19 protein-coding genes are annotated in these 21,517 nt (G+C 68.9%); 16 read left to right on the top strand and 3 right to left on the bottom strand.

The window, feature by feature from the left end; genetic code table 11:
• Window positions 1–41 precede the first annotated feature (41 nt).
• The 7 genes from ASD72_RS19255 (at window position 42) to xth (ending at window position 9,979) form a co-directional block, all read left to right on the top strand.
• Window positions 42–1,568, top strand: coding sequence for a coniferyl aldehyde dehydrogenase (locus ASD72_RS19255; RefSeq protein ID WP_081420473.1), 1,527 nt, complete (start codon window positions 42–44; stop codon window positions 1,566–1,568).
• Window positions 1,569–1,666: 98 nt separating this feature from the next.
• Entirely contained in the window at window positions 1,667–3,223 is a 1,557-nt protein-coding gene (locus tag ASD72_RS19250) for an MFS transporter (RefSeq protein WP_155944759.1), read from the top strand.
• 172 nt (window positions 3,224–3,395) lie between these two features.
• Window positions 3,396–4,196: a DUF4198 domain-containing protein gene (locus ASD72_RS19245; RefSeq protein ID WP_056881591.1), complete on the top strand. Its 801-nt coding sequence runs from the start codon at window positions 3,396–3,398 to the stop codon at window positions 4,194–4,196.
• 23 nt (window positions 4,197–4,219) lie between these two features.
• Entirely contained in the window at window positions 4,220–5,122 is a 903-nt protein-coding gene (locus ASD72_RS19240; protein ID WP_056881590.1) for an EF-hand domain-containing protein, read from the top strand.
• 31 nt (window positions 5,123–5,153) lie between these two features.
• Complete coding sequence (locus ASD72_RS19235) at window positions 5,154–6,596, top strand: DUF2271 domain-containing protein (protein WP_056881589.1); 1,443 nt, start codon at window positions 5,154–5,156, stop codon at window positions 6,594–6,596.
• A gap of 127 nt (window positions 6,597–6,723) precedes the next feature.
• Window positions 6,724–9,093: a TonB-dependent hemoglobin/transferrin/lactoferrin family receptor gene (locus ASD72_RS19230; RefSeq protein WP_056881588.1), complete on the top strand. Its 2,370-nt coding sequence runs from the start codon at window positions 6,724–6,726 to the stop codon at window positions 9,091–9,093.
• Window positions 9,094–9,208: 115 nt separating this feature from the next.
• Complete coding sequence (xth, locus tag ASD72_RS19225) at window positions 9,209–9,979, top strand: exodeoxyribonuclease III (RefSeq protein WP_056881587.1); 771 nt, start codon at window positions 9,209–9,211, stop codon at window positions 9,977–9,979.
• 96 nt (window positions 9,980–10,075) lie between these two features.
• Here xth and ASD72_RS19220 read toward each other — a convergent pair whose 3' ends face one another.
• Complete coding sequence (locus ASD72_RS19220) at window positions 10,076–10,333, bottom strand: GlsB/YeaQ/YmgE family stress response membrane protein (protein ID WP_056881586.1); 258 nt, start codon at window positions 10,331–10,333, stop codon at window positions 10,076–10,078.
• A gap of 173 nt (window positions 10,334–10,506) precedes the next feature.
• Between ASD72_RS19220 and ASD72_RS19215 the strand changes: the two genes are divergently transcribed.
• From ASD72_RS19215 to ASD72_RS19195, 5 genes are all read left to right on the top strand, one after another.
• Window positions 10,507–11,124: a 4'-phosphopantetheinyl transferase superfamily protein gene (locus ASD72_RS19215; protein ID WP_056881585.1), complete on the top strand. Its 618-nt coding sequence runs from the start codon at window positions 10,507–10,509 to the stop codon at window positions 11,122–11,124.
• 7 nt (window positions 11,125–11,131) lie between these two features.
• Window positions 11,132–11,788 carry a 16S rRNA (guanine(527)-N(7))-methyltransferase RsmG gene (gene rsmG / locus ASD72_RS19210; protein WP_056881584.1) on the top strand — a complete coding sequence of 219 codons (657 nt, stop codon included), beginning with the start codon at window positions 11,132–11,134 and terminating at the stop codon, window positions 11,786–11,788.
• A 186-nt stretch (window positions 11,789–11,974) separates the two neighbouring features.
• Window positions 11,975–12,772 carry an AAA family ATPase gene (locus tag ASD72_RS19205; protein ID WP_056881583.1) on the top strand — a complete coding sequence of 266 codons (798 nt, stop codon included), beginning with the start codon at window positions 11,975–11,977 and terminating at the stop codon, window positions 12,770–12,772.
• Window positions 12,772–13,668 carry a ParB/RepB/Spo0J family partition protein gene (locus tag ASD72_RS19200; RefSeq protein WP_056881582.1) on the top strand — a complete coding sequence of 299 codons (897 nt, stop codon included), beginning with the start codon at window positions 12,772–12,774 and terminating at the stop codon, window positions 13,666–13,668. Before ASD72_RS19205 ends, ASD72_RS19200 begins: the two co-directional genes overlap by 1 nt.
• 240 nt (window positions 13,669–13,908) lie before the next feature.
• A complete protein-coding gene (locus tag ASD72_RS19195; RefSeq protein ID WP_056881640.1) occupies window positions 13,909–15,648 on the top strand; it encodes a DUF885 family protein in 1,740 nt (579 codons plus the stop codon).
• On the opposite strand, the gene ASD72_RS19190 is transcribed toward ASD72_RS19195, so the two are convergent.
• Both ASD72_RS19190 and dgcN read right to left on the bottom strand, forming a co-directional pair.
• Complete coding sequence (locus ASD72_RS19190; protein ID WP_056881581.1) at window positions 15,639–16,529, bottom strand: LysR family transcriptional regulator; 891 nt, start codon at window positions 16,527–16,529, stop codon at window positions 15,639–15,641. The two genes, ASD72_RS19195 and ASD72_RS19190, sit on opposite strands and share 10 nt — an antisense overlap.
• 58 nt (window positions 16,530–16,587) lie before the next feature.
• Window positions 16,588–17,616 carry an N-acetyltransferase DgcN gene (gene dgcN, locus ASD72_RS19185; protein ID WP_056881580.1) on the bottom strand — a complete coding sequence of 343 codons (1,029 nt, stop codon included), beginning with the start codon at window positions 17,614–17,616 and terminating at the stop codon, window positions 16,588–16,590.
• Window positions 17,617–17,963: 347 nt separating this feature from the next.
• Between dgcN and rpmB the strand changes: the two genes are divergently transcribed.
• The 4 genes from rpmB to ASD72_RS19165 all read left to right on the top strand — a co-directional run bounded on the left by rpmB (window position 17,964) and on the right by ASD72_RS19165 (window position 21,515).
• Window positions 17,964–18,200: a 50S ribosomal protein L28 gene (rpmB, locus tag ASD72_RS19180; RefSeq protein ID WP_056881579.1), complete on the top strand. Its 237-nt coding sequence runs from the start codon at window positions 17,964–17,966 to the stop codon at window positions 18,198–18,200.
• Between the two features lie 13 nt (window positions 18,201–18,213).
• The gene (rpmG, locus tag ASD72_RS19175; protein WP_027070918.1) at window positions 18,214–18,378 is read left to right on the top strand and encodes a 50S ribosomal protein L33; all 165 of its coding nucleotides are present in this window, start codon (window positions 18,214–18,216) and stop codon (window positions 18,376–18,378) included.
• A gap of 282 nt (window positions 18,379–18,660) precedes the next feature.
• Window positions 18,661–20,070 (top strand): cardiolipin synthase, encoded by a 1,410-nt coding sequence (cls, locus tag ASD72_RS19170; protein ID WP_056881578.1) that lies wholly within the window; start codon window positions 18,661–18,663, stop codon window positions 20,068–20,070.
• A 44-nt stretch (window positions 20,071–20,114) separates the two neighbouring features.
• Window positions 20,115–21,515, top strand: a complete 1,401-nt coding sequence (locus ASD72_RS19165) for an FAD/NAD(P)-binding protein (RefSeq protein ID WP_056881577.1) — start codon at window positions 20,115–20,117, stop codon at window positions 21,513–21,515.
• The last annotated feature ends 2 nt before the right edge of the window (window positions 21,516–21,517 follow it).

The raw sequence follows: 21,517 nt of genomic DNA, 5'->3' as shown, positions 1-21,517 counted from the left end.
TGTAGTGCGCCCGCTCGCAGGGGAAGGCATACACTCGGGCGATGACGACCTTTCCGCATGCCGCCACCACCGCCGCGAACGCGGCCATCACCGCCGCCAATGCCGCGATCACGGCGACCACGGCGGGAGGTGAGCCCGCCGCGCCGCCACCGGGTGGCCACACCCTGCGCGACACGCAGGTGGCCGACCTGGCGCCGACGCTGGAACGCTTGCGCCAAGCCTGGCAGGCCCGCAAGCCGGACTACGCCCAGCGCCGCGACGATCTGCGGCGGCTGCGCGATGCCTTGAAGCGTCGCCTGCCGGAAATGGCCGACACGGTCGCCGCCGACTTCGGCCACCGCTCGCGCCATGAGTCGCTGATCGCCGACGGCATGACGGTGCTCAACGAGATCGACCACCTGGCCTCGCACCTGCGCCGGTGGATGAAGCCGAAACGCGTCGGCGTGGGCTGGCGTTTCTGGCCCGCGCGTGCCGAAGTGCGGCAGGCGCCGGTTGGCGTGGTCGGCGTGATCTCGCCGTGGAACTATCCGGTCAATCTCGCCCTGATCCCGCTGGCGACGGCCATCGCCGCCGGCAACCACGTCTACCTGAAGCCGTCCGAGCACACGCCGCACACCACTGAATTCCTGCGCTCGTTGCTGGCGGAAGTCTTTCCGCTGGAACGCGTCACCGTCGCGGCCGGCGGTGCCGACGTGGCGGCCGCGTTCGCGGCGCTCCCGTTCGACCACCTGGTGTTCACCGGCTCCACCGCCGTGGGCCGCAAGGTGATGGCGGCCGCCGCGCCGAACCTGACCCCGCTGACGCTGGAACTCGGCGGCAAGTCGCCCGCCATCGTCTGCGACGACTATCCGGTGGAACAGGCCGCGGCGCGGCTGGCGACCGGCAAGTGGTTCAATGGTGGGCAGACCTGCATCGCACCGGACTACGTCTTGCTGGTGGGCCGCAGCCGGCGCGATGCGCTGGTGCAGGCGCTGCGCGAACAGGTGGCGGCACGTTACGGCGACCTGTCCGATGCCGGCGATTACACCCGCATCATCAACGACGGCCAGTTCGCGCGCCTCGACAGCTACCTGGACGACGCGCGCCTGCGCGGATACGAGGTGATCCCGCTCGCCGCCGCCCACGACCGCGCACAGCGCCTGTTCGCGCCCGCGCTGGTGCTCGAGCCGGGTGACGAGGCGAAGGTGATGCAGGACGAGATCTTCGGCCCGATCCTGCCGATCCGCACCGTCGGTTCGCTGGATGAGGCGTTGGCCTACGTGAACGCGCACGACCGACCGCTGGCGCTGTATCCCTTCAGCCACGACCGCGACCGGGTGGAGAAGATCCTGCAGAAGACGCTCGCCGGCGGCGTGACCGTCAACGACACGGTGCTGCATTTCGGCATCAACGCGTTGCCGTTCGGCGGCGTCGGGCCCAGCGGCATGGGCGCCTACCATGGGCGGGCCGGCTTCGATGCGATGAGCAAGGCGCTGCCGGTGCTGTGGCAGCCGCGACGCGCCGGCAGCGACCTGCTGAAGCCGCCCTACTCGAAGGTCGCCCGGTTCATCGACTTCATCATCCGCTGAGCCCGTCGCGGACATCGCGGGCGACGCCTGTCCGCGGCTTCGTCGAGAATCGCCTTTCCCGTTCGTCGGACGGGAAGACGCCTACCTGACGGACCGCCATGTCGATTCTGAACCCGCCTGCCAAGGCCACCCGCCGCGAATGGATCGGGCTGGCCATCATCGCGCTGCCCTGCATGGTCTATGCGATGGACCTGACCGTGCTGAACCTCGCGCTGCCGGCGATCAGCGCCGAGCTGGACCCCAGCGCCAGCCAGCTGCTGTGGATCGTCGATGTGTACGGCTTCCTGGTCGCCGGCTTCCTGATCACGATGGGCACGCTGGGCGACCGGATTGGCCGGCGCAAGCTGTTGCTGATCGGTGCGGCGGCGTTCGCGGCGGCCTCGGTGATCGCGGCGTTCTCGCGCAGCGCGGAGATGCTGATCGCGATGCGTGCGTTGCTTGGCGTGGCGGGCGCAACATTGGCGCCCTCGACGATGTCGCTGATCCGCAACATGTTCCATGACGAACACGAACGCCAGTTCGCCATCGGCGTGTGGATCGCGGCGTTCTCGGTGGGCGGTGCCATCGGCCCGCTGGTCGGCGGCCTGCTGTTGCAATGGTGGTGGTGGGGCGCGGCGTTCCTCGCTGCGGTGCCGGTGATGGTGCTGCTGTTGGTACTGGGGCCGAAGCTGCTGCCGGAGTACCGCGACCCGGACGCTGGCGAGCTCGATCCGCTCAGCATGGTGCAGTCGCTGTTCTCGGTGCTGGCCGTCGTCTACGGGCTGAAGCGCATCGCGGAGTTCGGCATCGATCCACGCGGATTCGCGGTGTTGCTGGTCGGCCTCGCCCTCGGCGTGCTGTTCGTCCGTCGGCAGAAGCATCTGGCGTATCCGTTCCTCGACGTGGCGCTGTTCCGGCGACCGGCGTTCTCGGCCGCCATCGTCGCGTATGCACTCGCCGGCCTGTCGATGATGGGCGTGTACATCTTCATGACCCAGTACCTGCAACTGGTGCTCGGGCTGACGCCGCTGCAGGCCGGTATCGCGACGGTGCCGTGGTCGCTGTGCTTCACGTTCGGGTCGCTGCTGGCGCCACGGCTGGCGCGCCACTGGGGCGCGCGCCGGGTGATGGTGCGCGGCCTGCTGCTCGCCGCCGTCGGCTTCGGCATCACCGCGCTGGTGGTGCCGCCGTACGGGCTGTGGATCCTCATCGCCGGCATGCTGGCGATGAGCCTGGGCATGGCGCCGGTGTTCACCGTCGGCAACGAACTGATCATCACGACCGCGCCGCCGGAGCGTGCCGGCGCCGCGTCCGCATTGGCCGAGACAAGCGCCGAACTCAGCGGCGCGCTCGGTATCGCCCTGCTGGGCAGCGCCGGCATGCTGGCCTACCGGCTATGGCTGGATCCCGCCCTTCCCGCCTCGCTCGCCGATAACGACGCGGCCCGTGCATTGTCCACGCTCGGTGGCGCCGTTGCCGTCGGCAGCGAACTGGGCGGATCGGCAGGCGCGGCGGTCGTGGAGACCGCACGCACCGCCTTCACCGGCGCGATGCGTGCGATCGCCGTGTTCGGCATGGCGATGATGCTGCTGGCGGCCTGGATGGCGGCGCGGCTGATGCGCGACGGCGAAGGCGCCGGTCATGCCGCGACGATGGCGACCGATACGGACGCCTGATCGCGCGGCCTCGCATCGCGACGGGCGACGCCATGCACGGGCGTCGCGCCCCGGCATGCACGCGATCCTGTTGTGCCGTCGATCGTTCATCGTCATACTTGCCCGCGTTCAGCCAGCACTCGGCCGTCTCTCCCGGTCCCGCCAGCGATTCACCGCCTGACAGGACCCGCACATGAGACTGGCGCCCCTCTTCGCCGGCGTTTTCGCCTGCGTCTTCGCTGCAACGGCTTCGGCCCACACGCCCTACCTCGCTCCCAGTACGTTCGCGCCGCGCGCAGGCGATACCGTCGCGCTGGATGCCGCGTTCGCCGAGACCTTCTTCGTTCCGGAAACGGTGTTCGACAACAGCCGCTTCACCGTGACCGGTCCCGACGGCAAGGAAGCCGCACTGGACAGCGTGCAGCTGCTGAAGGTCCGCGCGGTAGGCGAGTACACCCTGCCGAAGGGCACGACCGGCACCTACCGCTTCAGTACCGGGCCGCGCCTGGGCGCGCTGTTCCGCACCTGGGAGCTCAATGGCAAGCAGGAAAGCTCGCGTGATCCGGCGGCGAAGATCCCCGCGGGCGCGAAGGTGCTCTCGAACTTCCAGTCGCTGACGCTGGCGGAAACCTACGTCACCGTCGGCGAACCCGGGCAGGCCGCGCTGCAGCCGCGCGGCAAGGGCATCGAGCTGGTGCCGAGCACCCACCCCAACGATCTGTTCGTCGGCGAGTCGTTCGAGTTCACCGTGCAGTACGACGGCAAGCCGCTGGCCGACCAGAAGGTGGAGATCACCGAAGCGGTATGGACGTCGGACCGCAAGCCGCAGGTAGTGACGGTACTGACCGATGCGCAGGGCAAGGCCAGCTTCAAGCTCGAGCGCGCCGGCACCTGGCTCGCCCTGACACGCCATCGCACCAAGGCACCGGCCGGCGCGCCGGTCGACGAATACAGCAACAGCTACACGCTGACGTTCCGCGTGCTGGAACAGTAATCCCCCCTTCCCTGGAGATGCCCATGAAACCTGGCCTGCTCGCCAGCGCGTGTGCCTGCGTGCTGCTGTCCGCTCCCGCCTTCGCCCAGCAAGCGCCCACGCCGCGCCCCCTGGTCGGTGGTCACGGCAACAACATCGACGCCTTCGTCGCGCAGCATGACGGCAACGCCGATGGCCGCCTGACCTGGCAGGAGTTCGACGCATTCCGCCGCTCCCGCTTCGATGCGACCGACGCCAATGGCGACGGCACGGTCGACGTGGAGGAGTACGTGCAGGAGTTCGAGGACCGCATGCGCGAAGAGATGGAGCAGAGCCGTGGCGAACAGGTCGAACAGACCCGGCGCCGTTTCGCGGCCCTGGACGCCGACAAGGATGGCCAGGTGTCGAAGAAGGAATTCGATGCCTCCGGCGAACGCGTCTGGACCGAAGGCCAGAAAGCGATGGCCAGCAAGGGCGATGCGAAGGCGGACGAGGAGAAGACGGCCGAAGCGGCCGCGCGCTTCGACCGTCGCCCCAACCGCCTGGCGCTGCCCAGCAGCCACACGGCCGAGGGATTCCTGGCCCTGTACGACGGCAACGGCGACGGCAAGGTGGAGCGCGGCGAGTTCGATCGTGCCCGCACCGAGCAGTTCGCCCGGACGGATGCCGATCGCAATGGTCGCCTCAGCCAGGACGAGTACCTGGCCGAGTACGAGGACCGGCTCGATCGCCACATCGCCACCCAGACCGGCGGCTCGGACAAGCAGACGCGCGTGCGCTTCGGTGCGCTGGACACCGACAAGGACGGCAAGATGACCTTCGCCGAGTACCAGGTGTCGGGCAAGCGCACGTTCGACGCCGCCGACCGCAACCACGACGGCGTGGTGGACGCGGCGGACGCCAAACTGCCGCCACCTCCACGTCCAGAGCGGCCTGCCGCGAACTGAGCAGAGAGCTCGCATGGGGATGCGGCCGTCGATGACACTCCAGGGGATAGGCCTGTGGCTGGCGCTGGTCAGCCCGGCCGTGATGGCGGCGCCCGTGCAGGCGCAACGGGAAGGCGTGCTCGGTACGTCGTTCGAGATGCAGGTCGAAGGCGACGGTGCACGCGGCGCGCGCGCCGTCGATGCCGCGCTGGACGAAATCATCCGCCTTGAGCGGGAGCTCAGCACATGGAATGACGACAGCGCGCTGTCCCGCTACAACGACGGCCGCCTGCCCGCCGACCGCCTGCCCGACGCGGTCGTCGATGTACTGACGCAGTGCGAGCGCTGGCGCGTCGAGACGGATGGCGCTTTCAGCTGTCGTCTCGGCGGCCTGATCGCGCAATGGCGCCAGGCGGATGCCGATGACCGCTTGCCCGAACGCGCCGCGCTGCGTCGCCAGGCACGTGCGCTGTCGGCCTTGCCTGCACCCGCGAAAGGCGTGTTGGATCCGGCCGCGGGCCTGCGCTTCGATGTCGATGGCATCGCCAAGGGTTACATCCTGGACCGCGCGCTCGCACGGGCGCGCCGCATCGCGCCCAAGGCATCCGGCATCCGCATCGACATCGGCGGTGACGCCGTGTACTGGGGTCACCCTGAAGGCCGGGACGCGTGGCGCGTCGAGGTGGCCGACCCGAAGCGACCGATCGACAACCAGCCCGGCATCGCGCAGGTGCAACTGGCCTCCCAAGCCGTCGCGGCCAGTGGCCACCATAGCCGTGGCTACGTCATCGGTCGTCGGCACCTGAGCCACATCCTCGACCCCCAGGACGGCTGGCCGCTGAGCTACGCGCCCGCCGCCACGGTCATCGCCGCGGATGCCGCGACGGCCGATGCGCTGGCCACTGCGCTGACGGTGATGCCCATCCGCGACGGCATCGCCCTCGTCGACCGCATCGAAGGCGCCGCGGCCCTGCTGGTGTCGGACGCCGGCATTCCCTTCGCCTCGGCGCGCTGGCCGGCGGCGTTAGCGAAGGACGAAGGGGCGCCTCCGCTTTCCGCGCCTGCCGTCCTCATCGACTACGAGATTCCCGCGATCGATGCGGATCGCTATCGAAAGCCGTATCTCGCGGTATGGATCGAACACGAGGACGGACGCGCCGTACGGCAACTGCACGTGCTGGGCGATCGTTCGCGCTGGTTGAGCGAGCTGCCGCGCTGGTGGCGCCACTACGGTCGCAACGATCCGGCCGGCGCACTGGGGATCGCGCGCCCGACCCGAGCGCCCGGTCGCTACACGCTGGCGTGGGATGGTCGCGACGATCGCGGCCACCCGATGCCTGCGGGTCGTTACGTATTGCGCGTGGAAGCCGCGCGCGAGCACGGCGGCCACGAGGACATCGCGCTGCCGTTCCCGCTTGGCGGCACCACGTCGCCGCTGCGGCACCAGGGCCAGGCCGAGATCGGCCGCCTGCTGCTGCGCTACGACAAGACGTAGCGCGACCCTTCTTTCGTCGGCGCGATCCCGCGCCATCCCAGCGACGTACTTCCGCCATCGCGGCCGCAGCCAGGATTGGAGCGCTCCCATCGAAGCGCATGTTTTTTCCTGACTGTGGAGTCACACCATGAAGTTGTCCCCCCACCTGCTGGCGCTGGCCATCGCGTCGTGCCTGTCGATGCCCGCCCATGCGGAAATCCCCGCCGATCCGGAGGGCGCCCAGACGCTGGACACCATCGAGGTCAAGGCCAAGCGCGAGCAGCAGCGATCGACCAACCAGAGCGTCACCACCCTGACCAGCAAGGAACTGGAGCAGCAGGGCGCGCAGAGCATGGAAGATGCGATCCGCTACGTGCCCGGCGTCGAGATGGTCGATCTGGGCCGTGCCGGCTTCAACGGTTTCAACATCCGCGGGCTCGAAGCCGACCGCGTCTCCATCACGCTGGATGGCCTGAGCTTCCCGCAGAGCATGGACCCCGGCACCTACCAGCCCTACGAGTTCTTCCGTTCGGGGCGCGGCAGCGTCGACATGGAAGCGGTGAAGAGCGTCGAGATCATCAAGGGCGCCGACGCAATCACCGCCGGCAGCGGTGCGCTCAGCGGCGCGGTGATGTTCACCACCAAGGACCCGTCCGATTTCCTCAAGCCCACCGGCAACGACACCGCGGGCGCGCTCAAGTATGCGTACACCGGCAGCAACGACGAGAACGCCGGCACGCTGACCCTCGCCAACCGCACCGGCCGGTTCGAGTCGCTGCTGATCTACACCAAGCGCGAAGGCCACGAAACCGAGTCCTGGTACGACACCACGATCAACCGCATGGGGCCGGGCCGCCGCACGCCGGACCCCATCGATCGCGAAAGCGAGAACCTGCTGGCCAAGGCGAATGTCCTGATCAGCGACACGCAGACGTTCGGCCTGATCTACGAGCGCGCGCGCACCACCGGCCATGTCGACAACTGGACCCGCAGCGATGGCGTGGGCTCGTACTACGAGCGCTCCGCAGTGGATCGCAGCGACCGCGACCGCTATGGCCTGAAGTACACCTGGAAGGCCGGCGTGGCGGCGTTCGACACGCTCGAAGCCACGGTCGACCGCCAGGAGAACTACATCCAGGGCCAGACCAACGTCCTGGTAGCCAGCGGCACGTCGGGCGGAACCCGCTGCTCGGTGGCGGCGCTTTGTTCACGGCAGGAATTCCGCTGGGACACGCAGGACCGAGACCGCGCGGCGGTGGACCTGGACAAGTCCTTCGACGCGGGCGGCATGCACCACGCACTGGTCTATGGCGCCGCCTGGCAGCAGGCCGACATCGACTGGAACTCGGTCGACTCGCGCTGGAACAACGCGGGCCAACTGGTCAGTCGCGATACCGATCCCTCGCTGTGGCCGAATACCCGCGAGACCGCGTGGACGCTGTACGCCCGCGACAAGGTGCGGCTGCTGGAGGATCGCCTGACGCTGACCGGTGGACTACGTTACGACAGCTACAAGTACACGCCGAAGGTGCGCCCCGGCGCGGACGGCGATTCCGGCTACACGGACGGCGGCGGCAGCGTCGGCGTATCCGAGTTCCGCTCGCCGACATGGAACCTGGGCGCCGACTTCCGCATCACCGACACCCAGTCGCTGTGGGCGCAGCTCGGCCGCGGTTTCCGGGCACCGAGCGTCAACGATATGTACGGCACGTCATCGACCACGCAGGTCACGCGCGTGTCCGACGGCGCCCTCGTCACGGTGCCGGATGGCAAGAGCAATCCGGATCTCGATGCCGAGCGCAGCTTCAACATCGAACTGGGCTGGCGCTACAGCAGCGATCGCCTGCGCCTGGGCGTGTCCGCATTCCACGATACCTACAGCGACTTCATCGACACCGCGGAGTTCGTCGGCGATCCGACGGTGCAGTACAGCACCGTCGTGGGCGGCCAGACGGTCGTCACCAACGGCTACATCTACACCATGCCGATCAACCGCGGCGAGGTGAAGGTGAAGGGCGTCGAGGCGGAAGGCATGTGGCTGCTGGCGGACGACTGGATGGCGCGGCTGGCCTATTCGTACAACGAGGGCGAGGACAACGACGGCGAGCCGCTCGGCAGCATCGTGCCGGCCAAGGCGGTGCTGGGCCTGAACTACGCCGCGCCGTCGCGGCGCTGGAACCTGACCGCCAACGTCACCCACCAGGAAGACAAGGATCCCTCGGACTACGGCAGGAGCATCACCAATTCCAGCTACGGCGCGGAAGTCGTGCCGGTGTACGCCTACAAGGCGCGCGCCTACACGCTGCTGGACCTGTTCGGCAGCTACGACATCACGCCGAACCTGCACCTCACCGCCGGCGTCTACAACGTGTTCGACAAGGAGTACTACCTGTGGAACCGCGTGCGCACGGCGGGGGCCGGCAACGCGGTGTTCTCCGGTTCCACCAGTGCCGCCGGCATCGGGCGCTGGTCGCAACCGGGCCGCAATGCGCGCGTGACCCTCAGCTGGTCGTTCTGAGGCGTCGCATGGAAGGGCTGGCCCATCGAGGGCCAGCCCGCCGCTTGCTGGGAGTGGGCCGCGGTAAGATGCGCCCGCGGACACACGCCTCTTCCCGAGCACGCAGAAAACGAACATGCGCATCGCCAGCTGGAACGTCAATTCGCTCAACGTGCGCCTGCCGCACCTCACGCAGTGGCTCGGCGCATTCGCGCCGGACATCGTCGGGCTGCAGGAAACCAAGCTGGAAGACCACCGCTTCCCCGACACCGCGCTCGCCGAGCTGGGCTACCGCAGCGTATTCGCCGGGCAGAAGACCTACAACGGCGTGGCGCTGCTGTCGCGCGAGCCGATCGGCGACGTGCAGGTGGGCATTCCCGGCTTCGACGACGAACAGAAGCGCGTGATCGCCGCGACCGTCGGCGACGTGCGCATCGTCAATCTGTACGTGGTGAACGGCCAGGACGTGGGCACCGACAAGTACGCCTACAAACTGCGCTGGCTGGATGCCGTGCACGACTGGCTGGCCGCCGAACTCCAGGCGCATCCGAAGCTGGTGGTGATGGGCGATTTCAACATTGCCCCGGACGACCGCGACGTGTTCGACCCCAAGGTGTGGAACGACGACCACATCCTGACCTCCACGGCCGAGCGCGCCGCCCTGCAACGCCTGTACGCGCTGGGCCTGCACGATGCCTTCCGCCTGCACAGCGAGGAAGCCAACGTCTACAGCTGGTGGGACTACCGGATGGGCGGCCTGCGCCGCAACCTGGGCCTGCGCATCGACCTGACGCTGGTCTCCGATGCGCTGCGCGGGCAGGCGGTGGAATCCGGCATCGACCGCGAACCGCGCACCTGGGAACGCCCGAGCGACCACGCTCCGGCATGGGTGCGCCTGGGCGGTTGAGCGACGCAAACGAAGAAGGCCCGGCGGATGCCGGGCCTTCTCCTTGCCACGGGCCTTGGGTGCGTCTCGAACGCGCACGCGGCCGCAGCGGAACCGCTACCGGGCGCGACCCCGGCTGAGCAGGTTGACGATCAGCAGCAGGACCACCGCGCCGATGAAGGCGGTAATCAGGAAGCCAACCCAGCCGCCTCCCAGGCCCAGGCCCAGCGTCGGCAGCAGCCAGCCGCCAAGGAACCCGCCGATGATGCCGACCACGATGTTCAGGATGATGCCCTGCGAGCCGTCGCGCTTCATCACGATGCTGGCCAGCCAGCCGGCGACGCCACCCACGATCAGATAGATCAGAAAATTCATGCCGCTTCCTCCCTTGATGGACAGAACCCCACGCTGCGGGGCACGCTTGCATCTTTACCGTCCGGCGTGAAACCACCGTTAACTCACATGGGGGACGCGTCCTTGCCGTTGCTGGATACCGCTGTCGCGCCGCGATTGCACGCCGTGCCGCACCACGCGCCGCGTGAGACCGCATGAATTGGCGCGAGGCACCCGCCGACTGGCGCCATGACGGCATCGCGATGTGGCTGCTGGCGCACGCGCCACGGCAACGCGGCGAGCCGCAGGCACGCGAGTCGCTGGCACGCACGCTGGGGCTCGCGCCCGAGGCCCTGCCGATCACCCGCGACGCGCAGGGGCGGCCGCACTTCATCGCACCGCTGCACCATCTGGAAACCGGCTGGAGCCACAGCGGCGAGGCCCTGCTGCTGGCCCTGGGCGAAGACATCGAACTGGGCGTCGATATCGAGCGCCTGCGCCCGCGTCCACGCGCGATGGAACTGGCGGAGCGCTTCTACCATCCCGAAGAGACCGCCTGGCTGCGCGACTTTGACGACGACGATGCGCGCCTGCTGGCATTCGTGCGCCTGTGGTGCTGCAAGGAAGCGGTGCTGAAGGCGCATGGCCAGGGAATTTCCTTCGGCCTGCATCGCTTCCATGTCGTGCTGGACGGGAATGGCCCGCGCCTGGCCGCCTGCGATCCCAGCTTGGGGCGGCCCGAGGACTGGCGCCTGCACGAATGGGCGCCGCGGCCGGAGTACCAGGCCGCGCTCGCGTGGCACCCGCGGGGCCGGCGCGAAGGCCTGCGATAATGCAGCGATGAACGACACCGCCTTTCCCGCCGACCTGCGCGACACCCTGCATCGCGGACTCGTCGCGCTCGACCTCGACGCCGATGCGCTGGCGCCGCGCCTGCTGGCCTACCTGGCCCTGCTCGACCGCTGGAACAAGACCTACAACCTCACCGCGATCCGCGACCCGCGCGAGATGGTCACCCGCCACCTGCTGGACTCGCTGGCGATGCATCCGTTCGTGGATGCGCTGGCGGCGAAGGGCGGCGCGCTCGCCGATCTCGGCACCGGTCCCGGCCTGCCGGGCATTCCGCTGGCCATCGCCAAGCCCGGCCTGCGCGTGACCCTGGTGGAGAGCAACGGCAAGAAGGCGCGCTTCCTGCGCGAAGCCGTGCGCACGCTGAAGCTCGACAATGCGCGTGTGGCCGAATCGCGCGCCGAAGCACTGGACGAACCGCAGGCCTACGACGCGCTCACCGCGCGCGCGCTGGACGTGCTGGCGGGGATCATCGAGGTCGGCGGCCACCTGCTGAAGCCCGGCGGTGCGCTGCTGGCGATGAAGGGCGTGCGCCCCGACGACGAGATCGCGGCCCTGCCGACGGGCTGGACCGCGGCCACGGTCCAGCCCTTGGCCGTGCCCGGGCTGGTCGGTGAACGTCACATGGTTGTCGTCCGTCGCGACTGAACCCCGCACCGCGCCGGTGCGCGCGATGTAACCCTTTGATATGACTGAGCGACCTACGTCATCGCGACGTGGGGAAGCGGGCTCATGACCGGGTGTGGCCGGTACGCCCGTTGGGATGATTTCGCACGCCCGCTCCCGACCCCCCATAATCCCCTACCCACCCCGTAATCGATAAGGCGCCCTCGCATGGCCCGCATCATTGCCATTGCCAACCAGAAAGGCGGAGTCGGCAAGACGACCACCGCCGTGAACCTCGCCGCCGCGCTCGCACGCGCGCCGCAGCGGGTGCTGCTGGTCGACCTGGATGCGCAGGGCAATGCGACGATGGGCAGCGGCGTGGACAAGCGCGAAGTCGAAGCATCGACCTGCGACGTGTTGCTGGGCGAAGTGGAAGCGAAGGGGGCCGTGGTCACCACGGCCGAAGGCTTCGACCTGATGCCGGGCAACATCGACCTGACCGCGGCCGAGATCCAGCTGATGGACTCGGACGGCCGCGAACAGCGCCTGAAGAGCGCGCTGCAGCCACTCCGGGGCGACTACGACTTCATCATCGTCGACTGCCCGCCGGCCCTGTCGCTGCTCACGCTCAACGCACTGACCGCCGCCGACTCCGTGCTGGTGCCGATGCAGTGCGAGTACTACGCGCTGGAAGGCCTGTCCGCGCTGATGGAGACGATCGACGCGCTGCGCGCGCGCCTGAACCCGGGCCTGGAGATCGAAGGCGTGCTGCGCACGATGTTCGACATCCGCAACAACCTGGCGAATGCCGTGTCCGGCGAACTGACCACCCACTTCGGCGACAAGGTGTTCCGCACCATCGTGCCGCGCAACGTGCGCGTGGCCGAAGCGCCCAGCCATGGCCAGAGCATCGTCGGCTACGACCGCGCCTCGCGCGGCGGCGTGGCCTACCTGGGCCTGGCCGGCGAGATCCTGCGCCGCCAGGCCGACCGCAAGAAGCAACAGCAGCACATGGAGCATGCGTGATGAGCGCCCCGAAGAAGCGCGGCCTGGGTCGCGGACTGGAAGCCCTGCTCGGCCCGAAGGCCGCCGAGACGCCGCCGCCGGAAGCGCAACCGGGCGAGGCGCTGCGCACCCTGCCCGTGCAGCAGCTGCAGCCGGGCAAGTACCAGCCGCGCATGCAGATGGATGCCTCCAAGCTCACCGAGCTGGCCGAATCGATCAAGGCGCAGGGCGTCATCCAACCGATCGTCGTGCGCGAACTGTCGCCGGGCAAGTTCGAGATCGTCGCCGGCGAACGCCGTTGGCGCGCCTCGCAGGAAGCCGGGCTGGCCGAAGTGCCGGTGGTCGTGCGCGAACTGGACGACCGCACCGTCATCGCGATGGCGCTGATCGAAAACATCCAGCGCGAAGACCTCAATCCGCTCGAAGAGGCGCAGTCGCTGCAACGCCTCATCAACGAATTCTCGCTGACGCATGCGGAAGCGGCCGAAGCCGTCGGCCGTTCGCGCGCGGCGGTCTCCAACCTGCTGCGCCTGCTGGAACTGCCGCCCGCAATCCGCGCCCTGCTCGAAGCCCGACGCCTGGAAATGGGCCACGCCCGCGCCCTGCTGACGCTGTCGCCGGACCTGGCCAGCAAGTTGGCGTCCGACGCCGCCGAACAGGGCTGGTCGGTGCGCGAAGTCGAGCATCGCGCGCAGCAGTTCGCCGCCGGCAAGGTACCGGTCAACGGCAAGAAGGCCAAGCCTGCCAAGGCCGCGCCGCAGCCGGACATCGCGTCGCTGGAAACCGAACTCTCCGAGAGCCTGGGCACCCGCGTCACCATCGCCCACGGGCGCGGCGGCAAGGGCAAGCTGGTCATCCAGTACACCGACCTGGACACGCTGGACGGCGTGCTGGAGCGCCTGCGCACGCGCGCCTGACGCGGGCGTTTCTGTAGGAGCGACGTAAGTCGCGACCGCACGCCCTCAGGCTACGGCGCCTCTCAGCGCAGCGCTGCGCAAGAACCCAGCCTCAGGCCGCCCGCTCACTGCATGATGCGGGCGTCATGGTGTGTCGATGCCACAGTCGCGACTTACGTCGCTCCTACAAAAAGCACCGATGGCGCCGCTGCATTACCATCCGGTTTCTGCTTCCACCGGATGTACGCCTTGAACCTCCGCATCGCCGCCCTCCTGCTGGCCTGCGCGCCCCTGCAGGCGCTCGCCTTCACGCCCTCCGACGCCGACCAGCGCTTCCAGGCGCTCTACGAGAAGGAATGGAAGTGGCGGCAGGAACAGACCGGCCAGGCCGACGAGGACACCGACACCAGCGGAGACAACACCCGCCTGCCCGATGTCGGCGCCTCCGCCCACCAGGCGCGGCTGAAGGTATGGGAGCAGGTCCTGAAGGACCTCGACGGCATCGACGCCACGCAACTGTCGGCCGAGAACCGCATCAACCTGGCGATCTACCGCCCGCAGGTGGAGAACCTGGCGGCGGAAGTGCGCCTGCGCGCATACGAGATGCCCTTCAATTCCGATTCGTCGTTCTGGTCGAACCTGTCGTTCATGGCGCGCCGCCAGATGAAGACGGCGGACGACTACCGCGCCTATGCCGCGCGCCTGCGCGACGTGCCGCGCCACTTCGACCAGCACATCGCCAACATGCGTGCCGGCCTGGCGCGCGGCTTCACCGTGCCGCGCGCGGTGCTGGACGGCCGCGATGTCTCGATCGCCGCCGTGGCCGAACAGCGCGACCCCGAGCAGTCCACCTTCTACGCACCGTACAAGAAGATGCCGGCCGGCATCCCCGCGGCGGAGCAGGAAGCGCTGCGCAAGGAGGCGCGCGCGGCCATCAGCGAACAGGTCGTGCCCGCGTTCGGCGCGCTGCTGGCGTTCTTCCGCACCGAGTACGTGCCGCAGGCACGCACCACGCTGGCGGCCGAAGCGATGCCGGGCGGCAAGGATTTCTACGCGCAGCAGATCCGCGAATACACCACGCTGGACCTGAGCGCAGAACAGATCCACGCCATCGGCCTGAAGGAAGTCGCACGCATCCAGGCCGAGATGCAGGAGGTGATCAAGCAGACCGGCTTCAAGGGGACGTTCGCCGAATTCCTGACCTTCCTGCGCACCGATCCGCAGTTCTACGCGAAGACGCCGCAGCAACTGCTCGACCGCGCGGCGTGGATCTCCAAGCGCGTCGATGGCGAGGTCGGCAAGTACATCGGCACGCTGCCGCGCGGGCGCTTCACCATCGTCGAGGTGCCGGCCGACATCGCGCCGTTCTGGACCGCCGGTCGCGGCGGCCTGGGCACCTACTGGCTCAACACCTACAACCTGCCCTCGCGCCCGCTCTACAACCTGCCGGCGCTGACCCTGCACGAATCCTCGCCCGGTCACTCGTTGCAGGCCGCACTGGCGCAGGAGCAGGGTGAACAACCCGCCTTCCGTCGGGACAACTACATCTCGGCCTATGGCGAAGGCTGGGCGCTGTACACCGAGAAGCTGGGCAAGGAGATGGGCATCTACGAGACGCCCTACGAGGACTTCGGCCGGCTGACCTACGAGATGTGGCGCGCGGCCCGCCTGGTGATCGACACCGGCGTGCACCACAAGGGCTGGACCCGCGACCAGGCCCTGGCCTACCTGCGCGACCATACCGCCCTGTCCGAGCACGAAGTGACCACCGAGGTGGACCGCTACATCTCCTGGCCGGCCCAGGCACTGAGCTACAAGCTGGGCGAGATCGCCATCGTCCGCCTGCGTGGCGAGGCGGAGCGGGAACTGGGGTCGAAGTTCGACATCAAGGCCTTCCACGATGCCGTACTGAAGCAGGGTTCCGTCACGCTGCCCGTGCTGGAAGAGCAGATCCGCGCCTGGGTGCGCGAGCGCCGGCAGGCGGTCGCGTCTCAGCCGTAGTCGCGCGCCAACCGCTTCACGCTGTCGATGAAGTGCCGCTGCACCGGCATCGGCGGCTCGCCGTCGCGCAACAGCGCGTGCAACGTGACCGGCAGTGGCGGATCGAGCGGCCGCACCTGCACCGCCGGGCCCGGCGTCCGCGCGGTGAATGCATCCACGACCGCCAGCCCATGACCGTCGGCGACCAGCGCACGGGCCAGCGGATAGGTCTGCACGCGTATGCGCAGGCGCGGCGGCGGCGCGAGATCCTGCAGGTGCTGGCGGACAGCGCGGCCCAGCGCGTCCCTCACGTCCAGACCCACCATCGCCTGGTCGGCCAGCGCGGCACGGGGTAGCGGTTCGCGCAGCGCTTCGTCACTCCAGTACCCGGGCGGTGCGATGGCATGGGCGCGGCTTTCGCCGAGGGCCAGCAGGCGGATGCCGGGTACGTGCACGGCCTGCAGGGTCAGGCCGATGTCCGCATCGCGCAGGCGCAGCGCATCGACGATCTCGCGCGTGTGCTGCGTGAGCAGTTGCACCTGCGCATCGGCGTAGCGCGCCGACAGCGCGCGCATCGCCGCCGGCAACAACGCGCCGGCCAGCGTGGGCGTGGCGACCACGCGCAGCGCCGTGCTGCCCGGGGCGACCATGTTGCGCGCCAGCCGGTCCAGGTCGGCCAGTTCATCCCCGACACGCTCGATGTGCTCGCGCATCAGCAGGCCTTGCGGCGTCAGCACCAATCGTCCGTTCACGCGTTCGAACAGCGTGAATCCCAGTTGCGCCTCCGCATGCTGCAACAACTTGCTGGCCGCCGGCTGCGAGATGTGCAGCAGCCGCGCGGCGCCGGTCAGCGTGCCGGCCTGCAGCAGCGCCTGGAACAGTTCGATATGGCGCAGGCGCATGCGTCCCTCCTCCTGATGGTCCGCATCATACGTAGGCCCGGACCCTGCACCCCTGTCCTCACGCGGCGGGATGAAGCTCCAGCACCCGGTCCGCGATGCGCGCCACCCCGTCGGCGAGCGGGTCCTGGCATGGCAGGCCGAAGCGCCTTTCGACATGCGAACACAGGCTGGCCGCCTGGTCGCGCGGCAACCGGGACGTGTCCATCGCGATGCCCGCCACCTGCACGCCGGGCGAGGTGAGGCGCGCGGCCTGCAGGTTCGCGGCCAGGCAGTCCTCCAGCCTGGGCAACGCGTAATGGGGCAACCCACGCATGTGCTGGCGCGTGGGTTCATGGCAGAGCACCAGCACATCGGGCTGCGCGCCATGCAGCAAACCCAGCGATACGCCTGCGAACGAGGGGTGGAACAGCGAACCCTGGCCTTCGATCAGGTCCCAGCCGTCGTCGTCGCGTGCCGGCGACACCCATTCGGCCGCGCCCGAGATGAAATCCGCGACGACCGCGTCGATCGGCACGCCATGCCCGCCCGCGATGAAGATGCCGGTCTGCCCGGTGGCGCGGAAGTCCGCCGCCACGTTGCGGGACCGCAGTTCGCGTTCGAGCGCCAGCGTCGTGTACATCTTGCCGACCGAGCAATCGGTGCCCACGGTGAGCAGGCGCCGCCCCACGCGCCGCACCGCCTTGCCCACGTCCAGCACCGGCGGGCGGCGGGCATCGAACAGCACGCGCCCCAGTCGGCTGGCGGTCTCCCGGATACGGGGCTCGTCGGCGAGGCGCTGGTGCAGGCCCGAGGCCACGTGCAACCCCGCCTCCATCGCCGCCAGTACCGCTTCCACGGTATCGGCATCCATCACCCCGCCCGCATTGGCCACGCCCACCAGCAGCGTCCGCGCCCCCGCGGCCCGTGCCTGGGCGAAATCCAGGTCCGGCAGCCCGACGCTGGTCTGGCAGCGCGGTCCGCGCACCTGGCCCACGCACCACGTCGGCCGCCAGTAGGCCAGTCCCCGGGCGGTCTTGGCTGCCAGGTCGTCCTGCGCGTTACCCAGATAGAGCAGGTAAGGGGGACCCCAGCTGGCGGGCTCGGACATGCGTGTTCCTCCAGGATGCCGGCGTATCCGGCCCATCCACCGTAACCAAGCGCCCGGGAGGCGGCCAATCGAAAACCATGCGGACCCCATAACCCCGGGTTGGGGGCCGGAAGCCCAAGGCGCCCTCCCCGGACCTGCCGTAAGTGCTTGCGCACAAAGGGGAAGTCACGCATAATGCGCGGCTCGCTGCGTCCGGTCTGTCCGGATCTGCGGCCGGAAACGCGATTCCGGCTTGTGTCTGCAGCGGTTTTCCACCGTTTCGCGTGGTGTCCGTCCTGCCCTGCAGGACGTCCGCCGGGCCGCCGTCTCCCGGGCTATGGGCGACACAATTACCTATCGAGGTGCGTATGTCCCGCGTATGCCAAGTCACCGGCAAGCGTGTGCAGACCGGTAACAACGTCTCGCACGCCAACAACAAGACCCGTCGTCGTTTCCTGCCCAACCTGCACGAGCGCCGCTTCTGGGTCGCCAGCGAAAACCGCTGGATCAAGCTGAAAGTGTCCGCGCACGCGCTGCGCACCATCGACAAGAACGGCATCGATTCCGTTCTGGCCGAGCTGCGTGCCCGCGGCGAAAAGGTCTGAGGAGTAACTACACATGGCATCCAAGCGCGACAAGATCCGTCTGATCTCCTCGGCCAACACCGGCCACTTCTACACGACGGACAAGAACAAGAAGAACACCCCGGGCAAGATGGAAATCAAGAAGTACGACCCGGTCGTGCGCAAGCACGTGATCTACAAGGAAGGCAAGATCAAGTGACGCCATGACGCGAACGCGCTCGCGCGTTCGCCGGTGTCATGGCGTCATCCCCGCGCAGGCGGGGATCCCGCGTCTCAACGAAAACCCCGCTTCGGCGGGGTTTTTTCTTTCCGGCTCCAGCAACGCAGGAAAGCTGCCCCTCATCCGCCCCCGTATCAAGTGCGGGGCAGGCTCTTCGGGCTCCTTCTCCCCGGATGCGGGGAGAAGGAGCAGCTACTCGGGTTTTCTTTTGCCCGCGTGCCTGCGCAGAATCGGCACATCCCCTTCCGACGGTAGCGCCGCATGGAGTGGTCATTCGGCACCGCCCTGTTGATCATCGACTGGCTGATCCGGCTGGCGGCGCTGTGGTGGATCCCCAGCCGGACCACTCCGGCCGCCGCGCGCAGCTGGCTGCTGCTGGTCGGCTTCGTGCCGCTGCTCGGCCTGCCGCTGTACCTGCTGCTGGGACATCCCTGGCTGTCGCGGGAACGCATCGCCCGGCAGGCCCGCGCCACCGATGTGATCCGCGAAGAACAGCGCCCGCTCAGCGCGCTGCGCTGGACACCGCGCGACGGTGCCGCCGCCGAGATGGCGCCGCTGATCGAACGCCAGGGCGCGTTCATGCCCACCCACGGCAATGCGGTGGCGCTGTTGGACGACTACGACGCGTCGCTGCGTGCGCTGCTCGACGACATCGGCGCCGCGAAGCGCCAGGTCCACCTGCTGTACTACCTGATGTTCGACGATGCTGTCGGCGAGGCGGTGGCCACGGCACTGTGCGACGCCGCCGCGCGGGGCGTGACGTGCCGGGTGCTGCTGGATGCCGTCGGCGCCAAGCGCGGTCTTCGCGCGTATCGCACGCGACTGCGCACGGCCGGCGTCATCGTGCACGACATGCTCCCCGGTGGCCTGCGCTGGCGGCGCAGCGGCCGCATGGACCTGCGCAACCACCGCAAGGTGGCGGTGATCGACAATGGCATCGGTTACGTGGGCTCGCAGAATCTGGCCGACGCTTCCTTCGTCGTCGGCCATCCCAACCGCGAACTGGTGGCCCGCGTGCAGGGGCCGGTGGTCTCGCACCTGGAGGCCGTATTCGCCAGCGACTGGTACATCGAGACCGGCGAGCGGCTGGACGTGCCGCCGGACCTCTCGGTGCAGCCGCAGGATGTTCCCGCGCAACTGCTGCCCAGCGGACCGGCCTATCCGTTCGAGAACGCGCGCGACACCGTCAACGCGCTGATCCACCTGGCCCGCCGCAAGGTGGTGCTGACCACGCCCTATTTCGTGCCCGACGACGCCACGCTGAGCGCGTTGCGCATCGCGGCGCTGTCGGGCGTGGACGTGCAGCTGGTGCTGTCGGCCACCAACAACCAGCCGCTGACGGCGTGGGCGCAGCAGTCCTACTACGCGGAACTGCTCGCCTGCGGGGTGAAGATCGCGCTCTATCGCCCGCATTTCCTGCATGCCAAGCACCTGACCGTGGATGACGACATCGCTCTGGTCGGCTCGATCAACCTGGATATCCGCTCGTTCGCGCTGAATGCGGAGATCGGGCTGGTCTGCTACGACGCCGATGTCGTGGCGCGCATCCGCGCCATCGAAGCCGACTACCTGGCGCATGCCGACGTCGTGGAAGCAGGGACATGGCGCCGGCGCCCCGGCTGGCAGCGCAGCCGCGAAGGCATCGCGCGCCTGGCGGACTCGCTGATGTAGCCATCCGGACCGGGGCAACGCGGGCCATTCGCTACAATGGGCGCATGAGCGAAGACACCCCGACCGCCCCGCTGCCGCCCTGCGACCTTGCGATCATCGGCGGCGGCGCCGGCGGCGTGCTGGTCGCGATGCAGGCGCTGCGCCAGGCCAACGGCCCGCTGCGCATCGTGATGATCGAGCCCCGCGATGTACTCGCGCAGGGCGTGGCGTATGCGACGACGCATGGCGAGCACGTGCTGAACGTGCCGGCCGCGCGGATGAGCGCCTTCGACGACCAGCCCGCGGACTTCCTCGACTACGTGGTGGCCACCACGCCGCCCGGCGGCCCCGATCGCGACACGTTGGCGCATGCGTTCATCGAGCGCCGACGCTACGGCGACTACCTGCGCGTCCGGCTGGGCGAAGCCATCGCGGCGAGTCCGGCGACGCTGCAGATCGTGCAGGACCGCGTCACCGAACTCGAACCGGATGCCGAAAGCGCGACGCTGCGCCTCGAGGCGCACGGCGCATTGCGTGCCAAGGGCGTCGTGCTGGCGGTAGGCAATACGCCCAAGCCGCTGCCGGCCCGGGGCGCCCCGCAGTTGCCGGCGGGGCGCTCGTTGGCCGCCTGGGATTTCGATGCGATCAAGGCGATCCCGGCCGATGCCGACCTGTGCATCGTCGGCTCCGGCCTGAGCATGGTCGACACCGTGCTCAGCCTGGCCGACAACGACCACGCGGGCACGATCCATGTGCTGTCGCGGCATGCCCTGCTGCCGTTGCCGCATTGCCACGGCCCGGCCGCCACGTACGATCCCGCGCCGCTGCAGGCGATGGGCCTGCGCGCGCGCATGCGCTTCCTGCGTGCGTCGGCGAAGCAGGCCGTGGCCGACGGCCTGCCGTGGCAGTCGGTGATGGAGCGCATCCGCCCGCACGGCCAGGCGCTGTGGCAATCGCTTTCGCTACCGGACCAGCGCCGCTTCCTGCGCCACGTGGTGCGCCAGTGGGACGTGCATCGCCACCGCATCGCCCCCGAGGTGCATGCGCGCCTGCAGGCGCTGCTCGAGCGCGGCCAGCTGCGCCTGCACCGCGGCCGCCTGGATACGGTGATGGCGGAAGGCCATCGCCTGCGCGTCAGCACGCATGCACGCGACGGCCGGATCGACGAGTTCGACGTCGATTACGTGGTCAACGCCACCGGTGTGGAAATGCGCGCGCAGACCATGCGCAGCCCCTTGCTGCACGATCTGCTCGGCAAGGGCCATGCACAGGGCGGACCGCACGGCATCGGCCTGAAGGCCGCGCGCGATGGCCGGATGGTCGATGCGCAGGGCGTGTCGCAACCGCGCGTATTCATCCTCGGCAGCCTGCGCATCGGCTGCGTCTGGGAGAGCATCGCCATCCCCGAACTGCGTGGCCAGGCCGAAACCGCGGTGCGCGGACTGTTCGGACCGGACGCCGCCTGAGC

The sequence above is a fragment of the Pseudoxanthomonas sp. Root630 genome, assembly GCF_001427585.1.
In the GTDB taxonomy this organism is placed as follows: domain Bacteria; phylum Pseudomonadota; class Gammaproteobacteria; order Xanthomonadales; family Xanthomonadaceae; genus Pseudoxanthomonas_A.
The sequence above is the reverse complement of the archived record's forward strand: the minus strand, read 5'-3'. Positions and strand labels throughout refer to the sequence as shown.

Bases quoted from the DNA above. Each gene is read 5' to 3' on its own strand.
- ASD72_RS19255 (WP_081420473.1), top strand. From the start codon at position 42: ATGACGACCTTTCCGCATGCCGCCACCACCGCCGCGAACGCGGCCATC.
- ASD72_RS19250 (WP_155944759.1), top strand. From the start codon at position 1,667: ATGTCGATTCTGAACCCGCCTGCCAAGGCCACCCGCCGCGAATGGATC.
- ASD72_RS19245 (WP_056881591.1), top strand. From the start codon at position 3,396: ATGAGACTGGCGCCCCTCTTCGCCGGCGTTTTCGCCTGCGTCTTCGCT.
- ASD72_RS19240 (WP_056881590.1), top strand. From the start codon at position 4,220: ATGAAACCTGGCCTGCTCGCCAGCGCGTGTGCCTGCGTGCTGCTGTCC.
- ASD72_RS19235 (WP_056881589.1), top strand. From the start codon at position 5,154: ATGACACTCCAGGGGATAGGCCTGTGGCTGGCGCTGGTCAGCCCGGCC.
- ASD72_RS19230 (WP_056881588.1), top strand. From the start codon at position 6,724: ATGAAGTTGTCCCCCCACCTGCTGGCGCTGGCCATCGCGTCGTGCCTG.
- xth (WP_056881587.1), top strand. From the start codon at position 9,209: ATGCGCATCGCCAGCTGGAACGTCAATTCGCTCAACGTGCGCCTGCCG.
- ASD72_RS19220 (WP_056881586.1), bottom strand. From the start codon at position 10,333: ATGAATTTTCTGATCTATCTGATCGTGGGTGGCGTCGCCGGCTGGCTG.
- ASD72_RS19215 (WP_056881585.1), top strand. From the start codon at position 10,507: ATGAATTGGCGCGAGGCACCCGCCGACTGGCGCCATGACGGCATCGCG.
- rsmG (WP_056881584.1), top strand. From the start codon at position 11,132: ATGAACGACACCGCCTTTCCCGCCGACCTGCGCGACACCCTGCATCGC.
- ASD72_RS19205 (WP_056881583.1), top strand. From the start codon at position 11,975: ATGGCCCGCATCATTGCCATTGCCAACCAGAAAGGCGGAGTCGGCAAG.
- ASD72_RS19200 (WP_056881582.1), top strand. From the start codon at position 12,772: ATGAGCGCCCCGAAGAAGCGCGGCCTGGGTCGCGGACTGGAAGCCCTG.
- ASD72_RS19190 (WP_056881581.1), bottom strand. From the start codon at position 16,529: ATGCGCCTGCGCCATATCGAACTGTTCCAGGCGCTGCTGCAGGCCGGC.
- dgcN (WP_056881580.1), bottom strand. From the start codon at position 17,616: ATGTCCGAGCCCGCCAGCTGGGGTCCCCCTTACCTGCTCTATCTGGGT.
- rpmB (WP_056881579.1), top strand. From the start codon at position 17,964: ATGTCCCGCGTATGCCAAGTCACCGGCAAGCGTGTGCAGACCGGTAAC.
- rpmG (WP_027070918.1), top strand. From the start codon at position 18,214: ATGGCATCCAAGCGCGACAAGATCCGTCTGATCTCCTCGGCCAACACC.
- cls (WP_056881578.1), top strand. From the start codon at position 18,661: ATGGAGTGGTCATTCGGCACCGCCCTGTTGATCATCGACTGGCTGATC.
- ASD72_RS19165 (WP_056881577.1), top strand. From the start codon at position 20,115: ATGAGCGAAGACACCCCGACCGCCCCGCTGCCGCCCTGCGACCTTGCG.